We start from the raw sequence: 15,884 nt of genomic DNA, 5'->3' as shown, positions 1-15,884 counted from the left end.
CGGTCAACACGGTTTCGGGCGGTGGGGTGATCGGCTCAGTGCTGTTGCGCCTTCTGCGGTGTCGCCTCGCTCGGCCGTACGACGACGTACCCCTGGCCCTGGAGCATCAGCTGCACGGCCTCGCCCGACCCGCCGCGCAGCATCGACCCGATGGACTGCGAACGGTGCAGCGAGGTCTGCAGGCCGGCGGTCCAGCCCACGACCGCGTCCGTGTCGACGTACACCGGGTACTGCTGCGAGACGGGGATCACCAGCGGGTTGCCCTCGCACACCAGCCCCAGCCTGCCACTGCCCGTGAAGACGCTGTTGAACAGACCGCCGCCCGAGATGCCCGCGCCCTTCACCGTGGAGATCCGGTACGACAACGAGGCGTCGAAGCACAGGACGTTGCGGCCGTTGACGGTGAACTCGACGCCCGGGTCGACCTCGACGACGAAGCAGTTCTGTGCCTCGTGCGCGAACCAGGCCTCGCCCTGGCCGCGCACGGTCATCAGCGGCAGTCCCTCACCGGTGACCGCGCGCTTCAGCATGCCGCCGACGCCCTGGCCCTTGCGCTCGAACTGGAGGTTGCCGCGGTAGGCGATCATCGCCCCCTGCCGGGCCAGCATCTCGCCGTTCACCGTGTACCTGATGCACTTCGCGTTCTCGACGGCCATGCCCGGCGTCGTGGCCGGCTGGACCATGTGCTCACTGGAAAAGAGGTCACCCTTCATGGGGGCATGGTGTCCCGGACGTTTCCGTTCCGCCATGGGGCCCACCGGCGTGTCGGTTCAGGCGCCGAAGAGCTGTGTCCAGTACGTGCCCGAAGAGCCGCCGCCCGCGAAGCCGATCCCGATGTGGGTGAAGTCGGGTTTGAGGATGTTGGCGCGATGGCCCGGGCTGTTCATCCAGCCCTCCACGACTTCGGCGGGGGACCGCTGTCCGCAGGCGATGTTCTCGCCGATCGAGCGCCGCCTCGATCCCGCGGCGGCCGCCCGGTCCCAGGGCCGGCTGCCGTCCGGCGAGGTGTGGGAGTAGAAGGCGCGAGCGATCATGTCGGCGCTGTGGGCCTGTGCGGCGGTGGTGAAGAAGGGGTCGACGGCCAGGGGAGGCAGGCCGTGGCGGGCGCGCTCGCGGTTGGTGAGGTCGACGACCTCGGACGCCGTACGGCTCAGGTCGCCCGGTGTGAGGGGCCTGGCCCACAGCGCCGTCCAGTAGGTGTCGCCGGTGCGGCCGTCGGAGGCGTGGGCCAGACCCGCGTGGGTGAAGGCCGGGTCGCTGAGGGTCTGGCGGGGCTGGGTGGTGCGCAGACAGTAGTCGACGAACTCGGCGGGGGTGCGCGGGCCGGAGACGAGGTGTTCGCCGACGGTGACGTACGCGTACCCGGTGGCGGTGAGTCGCTGGTAGACGGAGATGCCGTCCGCGCCCTGGACGCCGAGGCTTCGGGCCGCGGCCATCGCGGAGGCGTGGGCCTGGGCGGCGGAGGTGAGGCGGGCGTCGGGGCAGACGGGCGGGGAACCGGCGGCGGCGCGGGCGGAGTTGACCAGGGTGAGGAAGGCGTCGGGGGCGGGGGAGGGCCTGTGCAGCGCGACGGGGCTCGGGGGCGTGCGTGGGGCCACGGGCGGCCGCGAGGGCATCGGCGGGGGCACGGGCGTCGATGAGGCCATGGGCGGCGCGGAGGCCATGGGCGGCGTGGAGGCCGGGCTCGGCTCCTCGATGACATCCACCCCGAAGTCCCGTGCCAGCCCCGCCAGGCCGTCGGCGTATCCCTGTCCCAGTGCGCGCAGCTTCCAGCCGGTGCCGCGCCGGTAGATCTCCGCGAGCAGCAGCACCGTCTCCTGGCGGGGGCGTGGCGGGGCGAACCGGGCGAGTGCGCGGCCGCCCGGGCCGGTGAGGTGGAGCGTGGGTGCGGGCAGGCGGCCCAGGGGAGTGCCGGGGTCGGCGGGGGTGACGGCGACCGTGATCCGTGTGGCGCCGGCGCGCAGTCGCGCCGGGTCGAGGTTCAGGGTGTCGCCGGAGAGCCGGGCTCCCGGGGCGGCGGGCTGGTTGTAGAACACGAAGTCGCCGTCGCCCCGGACCCTGCCGCTGTCGTCGGTGATGAGGGCGGACACATCGAAGGGACCGGACACCCGGACGGTCACGGCACCGCCCGGGAGGGGCAGATTGCCCCCGGGGACCAACTCGGTCATCGCGCCGTCCTGGTGTCGTCGTACGGAACCCGGTGGGGGGTGTCCGAAGAACGTGCGCCCGGTCACCGGGGTTCCCGCCCGGTCAGTCCAGCGCGACGCCGGGGGCGACGTCCTCGTGCCGCTCGACGTGCGCCGATCCTCGGACCGTCGCCGCCCGCTTGCCGCAGAAGGCCGACTCCAGGGTGCCCATCATCGTGTTGAGCACCGTCCCGTTGTTGGAGGTGTTGGCGAGCGCGCTGAGGCTGCGCCTGCCGTCCTTCGACGTGAACGCGTACGTGTAGTAGCCCTGGACGGCGCCCGTGTGGCCGTACACCGACGTCCCGCACGACAGGGTGCGGCGGCGCAGGCCGAGGCCGTACGCCGTGGTGCTGTTGACCTTCCACCACCGCTGCATCTGCTCCAGGCTCCTGGCGGAGGTCAGCTCTCCGCCGAGCAGTGCCGACAGGAAGGTGTTGAGGTCCCCGGCGGTGGAGATGAGTGCTCCCGCGCTCTGCGCCCAGGACGTCGTCTGCCGAGTCGCGTCGATCGGCGCCGCACCGGCCGTGTCCGACGTCATGTAGCCGCGGGTGTGGCGGCCGGGGATCTTCGTGGAGGGGTGCACGTACAGCGTGTCGCGCAGTTGGAGCGGCTCGATGATGCGGCTCTGGTAGGCGGTCCCCACGGAGTGGCCGGTCAGCTTCTCGATGAGCATGCCGGCGACCACGAAGTTGGTGTTGGAGTACGAGTAGGCGGCGCCGGGGCTGTTGGTGCGGGCGTGTCGCAGTGAGCGGTCCACCAGCTGGCGGTAGGTGAAGACCTTGGTGCGGACGGCCTCGAAGCCCGGGACCGACCTCGCGAACATGTCGTTGGTGTAGTCGTACAGACCGCTGCGATGGCTCAGGACGTGCCGCACGGTGATGCGGTCGTCGGGCAGCAGGCCGGGCAGATAGCGGTTGACCGAGGCGTTGAGCTTGAGCTTCTTCTCGTCGCGCAGCTGCAGCAGCACCACGGCGGAGAAGGTCTTGGTGACGCTGCCGATGCGGAACCGGTCGAGGGTGCTGATGGTCCGTCGGGTCTTGCGGTCGGCGAGACCGGTGACCATCCGGTGGACGGTGTCGCCGTCGTCGATCCGTGCCATCGCGCCGGGCGCGCCCTGCCGCAGGGCGGTGCGCAGCACGCCGCGCAGCCCTGTGATGTCGGGCTGGGGCAGGGCCGCGGCGTTCGTCGGGACTGTGTCGCTCTCGTCGGCCGTGGCGTGGGCCGGGACCGCGAGCAGGGACAGCAGGACCGCGCCCGAGACCGTCGCCCTGCGCAGCGTTGCTGATGTCATCCGAGTGTTCTCCCGTTTCTCCTCGATGCGAGATCGATCACACGCACGCCGGGCAACCTCCTCGCACCCCGTCACATCTCCACAGCCGACGCACAGTTGGTCACTCGTTGCTCACTGAGCGCTGCGGATTCGCAAAGTATTGCCATGAAGTGTTGGAAAAGCGACTATTCAGGCTTTACATGTACATGACTCATCCGTAAGGGTTTCGTCCGGGGCCCGACCAGCCCCCATGGCGCGCAACCGCGCCATGACCCAGGGCGGTTGGTGATCCCGGCCGCCTTCGCACGAAGGAACCCTCAATAGTGCGTAGACCCCATATACGCAGCCTGGCCGTCGCCGTCGCGGTGACGACGGCCGCCACGGGGCTCGCGGGCACGGCCTTCGCCGACCCGTCCACGGGGCAGCCGGGGAAGTCCCCGGCCGTCACGGCCACGTCCGTCGTCGAGGCGGCCCGCGCCGCCGCGTTCGCCCACATCTCGGCCACCGGTGTCGCCCCGGGCGACGAACTCCGGGCCCAGGATGTGCTGATCGACCCGGAGGGCGCCCGGCACGTCCGGTTCGTCCGGGCCCATCGCGGCATGCCGGTCCTCGGCGGCGATCTCGTCGTCCACCTCACCGAGCGGCTGGCCTACGCGGGCGTCACCCGCGCGGCCGACCACTCCGTCGAGCCCAAGACCGCGCGCGCCCGGCTGACGGCCCAGCAGGCCCAGGAGCGCGCCGCCGCAGTCGCCAAGGGTGACGCCGGCCCGGCGGAACTCGTCGTCGACGCCCGTGACGGTGCCTCGGCCCTCGCCTACCAGGTGCGGGTCACCGGCAGCGCCACCGCCGAGGCGGGCGGCTCCCGCACGGTCGTCGTCGACGCCGTCACCGGCAAGGTACGCAGCAACACGCCGGACAGCGACGAGTTCCTCTCGCCCCAGCTCATCGATACCCTGCGCGAGCGCGGCGAGAAGCTGGACCCGGCCACCGGTACCGCCCCGCAGGCCGACGCCCTCGCGGCGACCGCCTCGGGCACCGGCAACTCCCTCTTCGCCGGCAAGGTCACGCTGACCACCACGAAGACGGCCAGCCGCAGCTACGTCCTCAAGGACCCCAACCGCTGGGGCACCGAGACCCGGGACGCGAAGGGCCAGGAACTGGAGAACTTCGCCCGCGGCAAGAAGTTCACCAGCACCACGAACAAGTGGGGCAACGGCACCGTCTCCAACCGTGCCAGCGCCGCCGTCGACGCCCAGTACGGCATCACCAAGACCCTGGACTTCTACAAGAAGACCTTCGGCCGCAAGGGCATCGCCAACAACTCCAAGGGCGCCAAGGCGATGGTCCACTTCGGCAACAAGGTGGCCAACGCGTTCTGGGACCCGGCCTGCGGCTGCATGCTGTACGGCGACGGCGACGGCGACATGTTCAAGAAGCCGCTCGTCGTCCTCGACGTCACCGGCCACGAGCTCACCCACGGTGTCGTGGACGCCACCGCCCGACTGGAGCCCACCCGCGTGGACGCGGACGGCAACCAGTACGGCGAGGCCGGCTCCCTCAACGAGTCGCTGGCCGACATCTTCGGCTCGAACGTCGAGTTCAGCGCCAACAACCCGAAGAACCCGCCGAACTACCTGCTCGGCGAGAAGCTCGGCCTGGACCAGAAGTTCCTGCGCCGCCTCGACAAGCCCTCCCTGGACGTGCTCGAAGGCGCCATCGACTACTGGTCACCGGCCGTCTACGACGCCGAGGTCCACGCCGGCTCCGGCGTCTCCTCGCACGCGTACTACCTGCTCGCCGAGGGCAGCGGCCGTAAGAAGATCGGCAGCGTCACCTACGACTCGCCGACCGTCGACGGACTGCCCGCGAAGGGCATCGGACGCGCCAAGGCCACGGCGGTCTACTACCGCGCCCTGACCCGCTACATGGTCTCCACCACCGACTTCCACGACGCCCGCAAGGCGACCCTGAAAGCGGCGAAGGACCTCTACGGGGCGGGCAGCACCGAGTACAAGGCGGTGAACCGGTCCTGGGCCGCCGTCAACGTGACCGCGGCCAACACCCCGGCCGCCCGGCACTGACGGCACACGACACTGTCAGGCCCACTGTCTCTCCACCTCGTCGGACACACCGAACCCGGCGTCGCAGGAGGGGCAGTGGGCCCTGCCGAAGACATACGTCAGGGCGAGCGCGACCTCGTCCCGGCCCGCCTCCACGGCCTCCCGGTGCAGACGGGCGCCGATCCCCTCGAGCCGTTCCGGAGCCGTGGGCACGAGCCGCGCCCGGCCCTCCTCGTCCTCCGCTCCCGGGCCGGTGACATAGTCGCCCGCCACGGAGAAGTGGCCGTAGGAACCGAAGGCGACGAAGAGGCCGTCCTCGCACGCGGGGCACTCCAGCTCGTACTCCTCGTTGAGCAGTCCCTCCAGCGCCGCGGCCCACACGCCGGCTTCCTCGAAGGCCAGGATGGCCATCTGGAGATAGACGAAGTCGCCCATCTCAAGGTCCCTCGCGGCGAACAGTCCGCGTGCGACGCCGAGCAGTTCCTCGATCTCATGGGCGCAGCGCTCGCGGCGGGCGGGGTCCGGGTCCGTCGTGATCAGCCCGGCCATCAGCACCGCCTGAAGCGGCTCGCCGGGCGCCCGGCCCAGCGCGATGTCCGCGAGGACCGGCATCGCCGCCCAGCTCGCCTCGTACACCGACCCCTGATGGCACAGCGCGGACCACAGGTCGTTCCACACCTTGCCGTCGTCGGGGCCGCCGAGCTGCGCGAAGAGCCCCGGGATGTCCTCCGCGCTGCCGTACGCGTGGGTCAGCTCGGCCCAATTGATCGTCGTCATGGGGCGATTGTGCCTACCGGCACTGACAGCCCGGTCACAGACGAATCCTGCTTCTTTTATTGACGACGGAAAAGAACCCCTCTAAGTTCCCGGCCATGCGCCCGATCTCCCGCGCCGAGACGTTCCCCGTGAACACCCCCGCCGCCTCGCAGGTGTTCACCACCGTCCTGTCCCAAGGCCCGCTCGCCCGACTGGAGGTGGCCCGTCGGGTGGGTCTGTCCGCGGCCGCCGTCACCAAGGCGGTCCGGCCCCTCATCGAGGCCGGATACCTGGTGGAGGGTGCGGACGACGAGGCCCGCCCCGCACTCGGGCGGCCCGCGAACCTGGTGCGGGTCGACGGCGGACGCGCCCTGTTCATCGGCGTCAAGGTGACCGGCGACGAGATCATCGGCGTCCTCACCGACCTGTGCTGCCGCATCCGCGTCGCCCGCCATGTGCCGCTTCCCGACCGTGCGGCCAAGGCGGTGCTGGCGTCCGTCGCGGGCCTGGTCCAGGACCTGCTGACCGAGGCGGACGGCGTCCCGGTACTGGGCCTCGGCGTCGCCGTCTCCGGAGACGTGGACCGGACCGAAGGCACCGTCCGCTACTCGCCGTTCCTCGACTGGCGCGACGTACCCCTCGCCGAACTCGCCGCTCTGACCACCGGGTTGCCGGTCACCGTCGACAACGACGTGCGCGCCCTCACCGTCGCCGAGCAGTGGTTCGGCGCCGGCGCGGGCCTGTCCGACTTCGCCGTGGTGACCGTCGGCGCGGGCATCGGCTGCGGCCTCGTGGTGCACGGCCGGGTGGTCGCCGGGGCCCACGGCGTGGCCGGCGAGATCGGCCATGTGACCGTCGACCCGAACGGCCCCCTGTGTCACTGCGGCAACCGCGGTTGCGTGGAGGCGATCGCGGGGGAGGCCGCGATCGTCCGCCGGATCCGGGAGATCACCGGCGTCGAAATCGCCGACGCGGCCGAGGCGTTGACCCTGGCCCGCCGCGGCGTCGCCGGAGCCCGAGAGGTGTACGCACGGGCCGGCGAGGCGATCGGCCGCGGCATCGCCACCGTCGCCAACCTCCTCGGTCCCGAACGCGTGATCATCTCCGGCGAGGGGCTCGCCGCCTACGACCTGTTCGCCGAACAGATCCGCGACGCGTTCGTCGCGGCCGCCTTCGGCTCCGCCGCACAGTGCGATGTCCTCACCCGCCCACTGCCCTTCGAGGAGTGGGCCCGCGGGGCCGCGGCCACCGCGATCCAGTCCTTCGTCCGAGCCGACGTATAACTCCCACGACCCAGGAGGTACGACCCATGCGGTCATCCTCGTACTCCGTCATGCCCGCACGCACCCTCAGAGCCCTCGTGGTCCTGGCTCTCGCCGCCGGTGCCGTCACCGTCGCACCGACGGCCGGCGCCGAGACCTCCGCCCCCGCCCTCGCCGCCAAGCCCTACATGGGCTGGACCAGCTGGAGCATGCAGTCGTCCAAGTACCCCGGCCTCAACCCGGACGGCGACTACAGCTACCTCACCGAGGCCAACGTCCTCAAGCAGAGCGACGCGATGGCCGCCAAGCTCAAGAAGTTCGGCTACGAGTACGTCAACATCGACGCCGGCTGGTGGATGGACAAGACCTGGAAGTCCGGGTTCGACCAGTACGGGCGCCAGAAGGCCGACCCGGTCCGCTTCCCCAGCGGCATGAAGGCCGTCGCCGACCGCATCCACGCCAAGGGCCTCAAGGCCGGCATCTACCTGCCGGCCGGCCTGGAGAAGGGGGCCTACGGCGAGGGCAGGACGCCGATCTGGAACGCCGACGGCTGCACCACCGCCGACATCGTCTACGGCGACCTGCGCACCACCAACGGCTGGGACAGCTCCTACAAACTCGACTTCTCCCGCCCCTGCACCGCGAAGTACATTGACTCCCAGGCCCGGTTGATCGCCGACTGGGGCTACGACTTCCTCAAACTCGACGGCGTGGGCCCCGGCTCCGGCAAGAGCGGCGACCAGTACGACAACGTTGCCGACGTGGCCGCTTGGAACAAGGCGATCGCCGCCACCGGCCGCCCGATCCACTTCGAACTGTCCTGGTCCCTCGACATCGGCCACGCCGAGGACTGGAAGAAGTACTCCCAGGGCTGGCGCGTCGACACCGACGTCGAGTGCTACTGCAACACCCTCGTCAGCTGGGAGAACTCCGTAGACGACCGCTGGGACGACACCCCCGCCTGGACCCGGCACGCCGGTCCGGGCGGCTGGAACGACCTCGACTCCCTCGACATCGGCAACGGCGAGATGGACGGTCTCACCAAGGCGGAACGGCAGAGCTACGCCACCCTGTGGGCCATCGCCAAGTCGCCCCTCTACACCGGCGACGACCTCACCCGCCTCGACTCCTACGGCCTGTCCCTGCTGACCAACCGCGAGGTCATCGCCCTCAACCAGGGCGTCGCCCCGCCCGCGCACCCGGTCACCCCGTCCGACCCCCAGCAGGTGTGGGCCGCGAAGAACCCCGACGGCACCTACACCGTCGCCCTGTTCAACCTCGCCGACGCCCCCGCCGCCGTCACCGCCGACTGGGCGACCCTCGGCTTCACCGGAAAGGCGGCCGTCCGGGACCTCTGGAACCACGAGAGCCTCGGCACCTACAAGAACAGGATCACCCAGGCCCTACCGGCGCACGGCTCACGTCTGTTCACGGTCACCCCGCGCGGGGACCGGCTCACCTGGACGGGCATCGAGGCCGAGTCCACCACGAACACCCTCGGCGGCAACGCCTCCGTCGCCGACTGCTCCGCCTGCTCCGACGGAAAGAAGGTCGGCAACTTGTACCTCGGCTCCAAGCTGACCTTCAACGACGTCGTCGTCGCCCGGGCGGGCACCTACCAGATCAAGGTCTCGTACATCAGCGGCGACGCCCGCTCGGTGGACGTCTCGGCGAACGGTGGCGGCGCCACCCGCCACAAGCTCCCCGCCACCGGCGACTGGGGGACCGTGTCCAGCGTGTACGTGCCCGTGACGCTCAAGGCCGGCTCCAACACGATCACCTTCGACAGCGGCACGGGCTACGCACCGGACATCGACCGGATCGACGTACCGAAGTCGTCCTGAACGACCCTCCAGGAGCCGCCATGACCCCCGAACCGTCCAGACGCACCCTCCTCGCCCTCGCCACCGCGACCGGAGCCCTCGCCACGCTCCCCGCCTTCACCGCCTCGGCCGCACCGCGGCGGCCCGAGGCCTCGTACGACACCGCCGCACACGACGAGCTCTGGTGGCAGGCCCCCGCCGACGAGCACTCGATGATCGAACAGGGCCTGCCCATCGGCAACGGCCGTCTCGGCGCCCTCGCGAGCAACGACCCCGGCCGCGAACTCCTTCTCGTCACCGACGCCACGATGTGGACCGGCGGTCTCAACGACACGCTCGACGCGGACGGCCAATTCCCGTACGGCCGACAGGATTTCGGCTCCTTCACCCTGCTCGCCCGGCTCGCCGTCGACATCCCCGACCACGACCTGTCCGCCGTCTCCGGCTACCGCCGCACCCTCGACCTCGACCGAGGCGTGATCACCACGTCGTACGTCCGCTCCGGAGTGACGTACCGGCGGCAGATCTTCGCCAGCCGGACCGACGACGTGATCGTCCTGCACTTCTCCCAGAGCGGAGGCGGCCGGTACTCCGGCACGGTGGCGCTGGAGGGGACGCACGGCGAGGGGAGCTCGGTGTCGTTCGGGGCGGCCTTCGCGAACGGGCTGCGCTACGGGGCCGCCGTGACGGCGTACGGCGCCGGTGGCACGGTCACCGCCGGCGGCTCGGGCATCGCCTTCGCCCGCTGCAAGGACCTCACCGTGGTCCTCAGCGGTGGCACCAACTACGCGCCCGACGCCGCCACCCACTACCGGGACCCGTCCCTCCACCCCGAGAAGCTGGCCCGCACCAAGGTCCGGGCCGCCGCCCGCCACACGGCGGACACCCTGCTGCGCACCCATGTCGCCGACCACCGTGCCCTGTTCGGGCAGCTCGACGTCGCCCTCGGCACGTCATCCGAGGAGCAGCGCTCCCTCGACACCTGGGAGCGGATCCGGGCGCGCGCCCGGGACGGCGTGCCCGACCCCGAACTGGAGGCCCAGTACCTGCAGTTCGGCCGGTATCTGATGATCGCGGGCTCACGCGGCAGTCTGCCCCTCAACCTCCAGGGGCTGTGGCTCGACGGCAACGACCCGGACTGGATGGGCGACTACCACACCGACATCAACCTCCAGATGAACTACTGGATGGCCGACCGGGCCGGACTGTCCGAATGCTTCGACGCCTTCACGGACTACTGCGTCGACCAGCTCCCGTCCTGGACCGAACTGACCCGGACCCTCTTCAACGACCCGCGCAACCGCTACCTCAACTCGACCGGAAAGATCGCCGGCTGGACCGTCGCCATCTCCACCAACCTCCATGGCGGGATGGGCTGGTGGTGGCATCCGGCGGGCAACGCCTGGCTGTGCGACTCCCTCTGGGAGCACTACGAATTCACCGGGCGCCGCTCCCATCTGGAGAAGATCTACCCGCTGCTCAAGGGCGCCTGCGAGTTCTGGGAGGCCCGACTGCTCACCACCACCCTCCCGGGCACCTCCCAGGAGGTGCTCATCGCGGACAGCGACTGGTCGCCCGAGCACGGGCCGCTCGACGCCAAGGGCATCACCTACGCCCAGGAGCTCGTCCGGTCGCTCTTCGGCAACTACTGCGCCGCGGCGGCGGAGTTGAAGAAGGACACCGGCTTCGCCGACACGATCGCCGGTCTTCGCAAGCGGCTGTATCTGCCGCAGGTCAGCCCCACCACGGGCTGGCTGGAGGAGTGGATGTCCCCCGACAACCTCGGCGAGACCACTCACCGGCATCTGTCCCCGCTCGTCGGCCTCTTCCCCGGCGACCGGATCCGGCCCGACGGCTCCACCCCCGCCGCCCTCGTCGAGGGCGCCACGGCCCTGCTCACCGCGCGCGGCATGGAGAGCTTCGGCTGGGCGAACGCCTGGCGGAGCCTGTGCTGGGCCCGGCTCAAGAACGCGGACAACGCCTACCAGCTGGTCGTCAACAACCTCCGTCCCTCGACCGACGGCGGCAACGGCACCGCCTTCAACCTCTTCGACATCTACGAGGTGGAACAGGGTCGCGGCATCTTCCAGATCGACGGCAACTTCGGCACCCCGGCCGCGATGATCGAGATGCTGCTGTACTCGCGCCCGGGCCACCTCGAACTCCTCCCGGCCCTCCCGGACGCGTGGGCCGCCTCCGGATCTCTCACCGGGGCCGGTGCGCGCGGCGGTTTCGTCGTCGATCTACGGTGGAGGGATGGGAAACCGACCGAGGCACGCATCCGCAGCATCGGCGGCCGCACCACGACGGTCGCGTACGCCGGGACCTCCCGGACCGTGGCACTGAAGCCCGGTGCGTCCGTGACGCTCAAGGACCTCGACCGATGAAGGGCCGCCCCGCCCGGACCGTCCGGCTGCTGGTCGTCACGCTCATGGCGGCCGTCCTTCAGGCCGCACCGGCGCGAGCCGCCGTCCAGAGCCCGCCCGACGGGGTCGTCACCTGGGGCGCGAGCGCCGACCGCATCGGTGAGGCGGTCGCCGACCGCGGCTACCGCATGGTCGTGCACACCAGCGTCGCCGGCCGTGACCCGCGCATCCGGCTCTCCAATGCCTTCGGCGACCGACCGGTGACCTTCGACAGTGTCTACGCGGGCATCCAGAAGGAGGGTCCCGAACTCGTCCGCCGCACCAACCGCCGGCTCACCTTCGACGGTTCGACGTCCGTCACCGTCCCGCCCGGCGCCACGGCGTACAGCGACCCGCTACCGGGCAAGCTGGCCGCCGGGACCGACCTGGTGGTCAGCGTCCACTCGCCGGACGCGGCGGGCCCGCTCACCGGCCACTGGATGGCCATGCAGACGTCGTACGCCACCCAGGGCGACCACACCGCCGAGGAGGGCGGTGCGCACTGGACCGAGACCATCGGGTCCTGGTTCTACCTGGACGCGGTGTCGGTGCGCGCCGACGCCGGTGCCGTGGTCGCGCTCGGAGACTCCATCACCGACGGCTGGCAGTCCACGACCGACGTCAACCGCCGCTGGCCCGACTACCTGGCCCGTCGGCTCCAGAAGTCGCAGAACGCGGTCAAGGGCGTGGCCAACGAGGGGATCTCCGGCAACAAGGTGCTGGCGGACGGCGCCGGGCAGAGCGCCCTGAACCGGCTGGACCGGGACGTGCTCTCCCAGCCCGGCGTGCGGACCGTGTTCCTCTTCGAGGGCGTCAACGACATCAAGGCCCACACCGGCGTCACCGCCCAGGACCTGATCGACGGCTACCGGGAGATCGTCGACCGGGCGCACGCGGCCGGCACGTGCGTGGTCGGCGCCACCGTCGCGCCCTTCAAGGGCTGGTCGGAGTGGGACCCGGCCGCCGAAGCCGTACGCCAGGAGGTCAACGCGTTCATCAGGAACAGCGGCGAGTTCGACGCGGTCACCGACTTCGACCGGATCCTGCGCAGCCCCTACGACCAGGAGCGGATGCTCCCCGCCCTGGACGGCGGGGACCACATCCACCCCAACGACAAGGGGATGCAGGCCATGGCGGACGCCGTCGACCTGCGGAGCCTCGACTGCCCGGACCGTTGATCACTCCGGGGCGATCAGGCCTTCCCGATAGGCGACGGCCACCGCCTCGGTACGGCTCGCGGCGCCCAGCTTGGCCAGGATGTTGGAGACGTGCACGCTCGCCGTCTTGCCGCTGATGAACAACTCCTCGCCGATCTGCCGGTTGCTGCGGCCCAGAGCGAGGAGGCGCAGCACGTCCTGCTCGCGGGCGGTCAGGGGCGAGGGGCCGTCCGGGTTCTTCGCTGCCGCCGACAGCCGGCCCCGGCGTATCAGCGTGTCCGCCTCCTCCAGCAGGAGTGTGGCCCCGAGCCGTACGGCCGTCTCCCGCGCCGCACCGGCCTCGACGGCCGCCTCCTCGCGGCGCTCGCCCACCAACAGGGCCTCCGCGTACCGGAGTTGGCAGCGCGCATGCTCGTAGGTGTCACCGAAGTCGAACGCGGCGACCGTCTTCTCCCAGGCCGCCATATCCGGCCCGGTCACCGCCCGGGCCCACTCCGCCTCGGCGCGCGCCAGCCACGCCTGTCCCTCCGGCCCCTGCGGAGTGCCGTCCTCCCCGCGCGCGGCCGTGTGCCGGGCCAGTTCCACCAGTTCGTCCGCCGTGGCCTTCCACCGTCCCGCGCCCGCCTCGTCGCCGGTGAGGCGCAGCCCGGCAGCCGTGTCGGCGACCGCGGACAGTGCCCGGGCGGCGAGCCGGACCGTGACGTCGGGACGTGTGCCCGCGTCGTCGGTGAGGGCCTTGACCGTCGACCGAAGCTGCTCCACGGCGGCCTCGGCGTCACCGCGCAGTGCCGCCGCCTCGGTCAGCGCGATGCCCGCGACGAGCGTGGCCATCCAGTCGAAGGGTCCCTGGAGGAGGGCACGGGCCCGGTCGGCGGCCGTGAAGTCACCGCGCGCGAGGGCGACATAGAGCGCGGGTCCGGCCGCGTACCCACTGAGCGCGGGCAGTTCGGCCCTGCCGGACACCGCGCGCAGGCACTCGTCCCAGCGGCCCAGCGTGTACAGCACCACGAGCTGGAGATGGCGCATCGCCCGCGGGTAGGCCGAGGACAGCAGCCCGGCCCGGCGGGCCCGGTCCAGGCCCTCGGCCAGCAGGGGGAGCGACTCCTCGAGGTCGCCGGTCTCGTAGGAGCCGATGGCGAGATTGAACAGCGCGCGCATCTCCACGGGCGCGTTGCCCGCGGCGTGGGCCAACTCCCTGGCCTCACTGATGCGTCCGCGGCCCTCCGGGGTGCCGCGGCCGCCGCTCTCGAGGGCGGCGAGGGAAATGATCAGGTCCGCACGGGCGTCCTTCGCGTCCAGTTGCTCGGCGACGCGCAGGGCCTCGCGGGCGACCCGGAGCGCGGTCTCGTTCTCGCCGACATGACGGGCCGCCATGACATGGGTGGCGGCTGCCCACACCCAGGTCCGCGACGGCGGATCGGCCGGGATGAGGGCGAGCGCCTCGCTGCTGTACTGGAACGCCGCGGTGAGGTTGTCGACGTCGATCAGGTTCCCGGCGAGCGTGTAGCGGACGCGGGCGGCGAGTTCGGAGTCGGCGTCCTGGTCGGTACCGGCCAGCGCGGCCCGGGTGAGGGAGACCGCGCGGTGCAGCTCACCGGCGTGCGCGGCCGCCGCGGAGGCGCGCAGGGTGAGCGTGACCCGCTCGTCGGAGGGGCGGGCGGCCGGTTCCACCGCCGACCACAGGTCCAGGGCCGTCTCGAGGTGCCGCAGCTCCTCGGCGGGTGCGCCGACCCGCTGGGCGTGGTCCGCGGCCTCCAGCGAGGCGGCCAGCGCCTCGGCCAGGTCATGGCTCTCACGGTAGTGGTGGGCACGCTCGGCGGCGGACTCGGCCCGGTGCCCGTGGCCGGCCAGCAGGCGGGCGAACGCGCCGTGCAGCCGGGCCCGTTCACCCGGGAGCAGATCGGCGTAGACGGCCTCCCGGGCCAGAGCGTGCCGGAAGGAGTACGTGTCCCCGTCCCCGGGCACCAGGAGCTGCCGCCCGACGGCCTCCCGCAGCGCCGACTCCAGCTCGTCCTCGGGAAGCCGGACCGCGTCCCGCAGCAGTGCGTGCTCGACACGGCGCCCGGCGACGGCAGCGGTACGCAGCACCTGCTGGGCGGTCTCCGAGAGCTGCTCGAAGCGGATGAGCAGCACGTCGGCCAGCCCGCTCGGCACCCCGCCCATCTCGGTGTCCGTGGCCGCGACCAGTTCCTCGGCGTAGAAGGCGTTGCCCTCGGCCCGTGCCACGATGCCCCGGACCGTGGCGTCCGGCAACGGCCGGTCCTGGAGCGCCTGCACGAGCCGTGTCACCTCGGCGTCGCCCAGCGGCCGCAGTTCCAGCCGCTCCACAGCGGGCAGCCGTACGAGTTCGGCGAGCAACGGCCGCAGCGGATGACGCCGATGCAGATCGTCGGCCCGGTACGACGCGAGGACCGCCAGCCGATGGGTGGGCGCCCCGCCCGCCGACCGCTGCAGGATGCCCCGGCTGAGCAGGAACCTCAGCAGGTCCCGCGAGGACTGGTCGGCCCAGTGCAGATCCTCCAGCACCAGCAACAGCGGTGCGACATCGGCCAGATCGGCCAGCAGCCCCGCCATGCCCTCGAACAGCTGCAACCGTCCGCCGTCGCCCTCGCCCCCCAGCAGCCGCCCGGCCACCGGATGCCCCGAGAGCACGGGAGCGAACCGCTCGTCGGAGGCGAGGATCCCCAGGATCTCGGTGAACGGCAGATACGGCAGTCCGACGTCACCGAGGTCCACACAGTGCCCGGTGAGCACGGTCATCCCGGCACGGGCGGCCCGCTCGGAGGCTTCGCCGAGGAGCCGCGTCTTGCCGACTCCGGCGTCCCCGGCGATCAGTACGGCACGCGCTTCACCGCCGCGGGCACGCGACAGCACACCGTCGAGCCGGGCGAGTTCGTCGGCACGGCCGATGAGCGGAGAAGAGAAGGAGGTCGGAGGCACAAACACATCCTGTCACCAAAGCACA

General features: G+C 71.3%; 10 protein-coding genes. 5 read left to right on the top strand and 5 right to left on the bottom strand.

Annotated features, from left to right (window positions below):
* Positions 1–35: 35 nt before the first annotated feature.
* From OHU89_RS06065 to OHU89_RS06055, 3 genes are all read right to left on the bottom strand, one after another.
* Positions 36–713 carry an AIM24 family protein gene (locus OHU89_RS06065; protein ID WP_405640578.1) on the bottom strand — a complete coding sequence of 226 codons (678 nt, stop codon included), beginning with the start codon at positions 711–713 and terminating at the stop codon, positions 36–38.
* A 57-nt stretch (positions 714–770) separates the two neighbouring features.
* A complete protein-coding gene (locus tag OHU89_RS06060) occupies positions 771–2,168 on the bottom strand; it encodes a CAP domain-containing protein (protein ID WP_405640575.1) in 1,398 nt (465 codons plus the stop codon).
* Positions 2,169–2,250: 82 nt separating this feature from the next.
* Positions 2,251–3,477, bottom strand: coding sequence for a serine hydrolase domain-containing protein (locus OHU89_RS06055; protein WP_405640572.1), 1,227 nt, complete (start codon positions 3,475–3,477; stop codon positions 2,251–2,253).
* 302 nt (positions 3,478–3,779) lie between these two features.
* On the opposite strand from OHU89_RS06055, the gene OHU89_RS06050 reads away from it, so the two are divergent.
* Positions 3,780–5,537 carry a M4 family metallopeptidase gene (locus OHU89_RS06050; RefSeq protein ID WP_405640570.1) on the top strand — a complete coding sequence of 586 codons (1,758 nt, stop codon included), beginning with the start codon at positions 3,780–3,782 and terminating at the stop codon, positions 5,535–5,537.
* Between the two features lie 15 nt (positions 5,538–5,552).
* On the opposite strand, the gene OHU89_RS06045 is transcribed toward OHU89_RS06050, so the two are convergent.
* Entirely contained in the window at positions 5,553–6,293 is a 741-nt protein-coding gene (locus tag OHU89_RS06045; RefSeq protein ID WP_405640568.1) for a hypothetical protein, read from the bottom strand.
* A 95-nt stretch (positions 6,294–6,388) separates the two neighbouring features.
* On the opposite strand from OHU89_RS06045, the gene OHU89_RS06040 reads away from it, so the two are divergent.
* From OHU89_RS06040 to OHU89_RS06025, 4 genes are read left to right on the top strand one after another with little or no spacing between them, the layout of a single operon-like run.
* Positions 6,389–7,555: an ROK family protein gene (locus tag OHU89_RS06040; RefSeq protein WP_405640567.1), complete on the top strand. Its 1,167-nt coding sequence runs from the start codon at positions 6,389–6,391 to the stop codon at positions 7,553–7,555.
* Between the two features lie 26 nt (positions 7,556–7,581).
* Positions 7,582–9,378 carry an alpha-galactosidase D gene (locus OHU89_RS06035; protein ID WP_405640564.1) on the top strand — a complete coding sequence of 599 codons (1,797 nt, stop codon included), beginning with the start codon at positions 7,582–7,584 and terminating at the stop codon, positions 9,376–9,378.
* A 20-nt stretch (positions 9,379–9,398) separates the two neighbouring features.
* Complete coding sequence (locus tag OHU89_RS06030; RefSeq protein WP_405640561.1) at positions 9,399–11,744, top strand: glycosyl hydrolase family 95 catalytic domain-containing protein; 2,346 nt, start codon at positions 9,399–9,401, stop codon at positions 11,742–11,744.
* Positions 11,741–12,940: an SGNH/GDSL hydrolase family protein gene (locus tag OHU89_RS06025; RefSeq protein ID WP_405640558.1), complete on the top strand. Its 1,200-nt coding sequence runs from the start codon at positions 11,741–11,743 to the stop codon at positions 12,938–12,940. The genes OHU89_RS06030 and OHU89_RS06025 overlap by 4 nt, the downstream gene beginning before the upstream one ends.
* Here the strand turns inward: OHU89_RS06025 and OHU89_RS06020 are convergent, their stop codons facing one another.
* Entirely contained in the window at positions 12,941–15,859 is a 2,919-nt protein-coding gene (locus OHU89_RS06020; protein WP_405640555.1) for an AAA family ATPase, read from the bottom strand.
* Positions 15,860–15,884: the final 25 nt, after the last annotated feature.

The organism is Streptomyces sp. NBC_00019 (assembly GCF_045041015.1).
In the GTDB taxonomy this organism is placed as follows: domain Bacteria; phylum Actinomycetota; class Actinomycetes; order Streptomycetales; family Streptomycetaceae; genus Streptomyces.
Note: the sequence above shows the minus strand (reverse complement) of the source record. Positions and strands in the feature narration are given on the sequence as shown.

What these genes read in the sequence shown, in the direction of transcription:
- OHU89_RS06065 (WP_405640578.1), bottom strand. Translation starts at nt 713, where the DNA reads ATGAAGGGTGACCTCTTTTCCAGTGAGCACATGGTCCAGCCGGCCACG.
- OHU89_RS06060 (WP_405640575.1), bottom strand. Translation starts at nt 2,168, where the DNA reads ATGACCGAGTTGGTCCCCGGGGGCAATCTGCCCCTCCCGGGCGGTGCC.
- OHU89_RS06055 (WP_405640572.1), bottom strand. Translation starts at nt 3,477, where the DNA reads ATGACATCAGCAACGCTGCGCAGGGCGACGGTCTCGGGCGCGGTCCTG.
- OHU89_RS06045 (WP_405640568.1), bottom strand. Translation starts at nt 6,293, where the DNA reads ATGACGACGATCAATTGGGCCGAGCTGACCCACGCGTACGGCAGCGCG.
- OHU89_RS06040 (WP_405640567.1), top strand. Translation starts at nt 6,389, where the DNA reads ATGCGCCCGATCTCCCGCGCCGAGACGTTCCCCGTGAACACCCCCGCC.
- OHU89_RS06035 (WP_405640564.1), top strand. Translation starts at nt 7,582, where the DNA reads ATGCGGTCATCCTCGTACTCCGTCATGCCCGCACGCACCCTCAGAGCC.
- OHU89_RS06030 (WP_405640561.1), top strand. Translation starts at nt 9,399, where the DNA reads ATGACCCCCGAACCGTCCAGACGCACCCTCCTCGCCCTCGCCACCGCG.
- OHU89_RS06025 (WP_405640558.1), top strand. Translation starts at nt 11,741, where the DNA reads ATGAAGGGCCGCCCCGCCCGGACCGTCCGGCTGCTGGTCGTCACGCTC.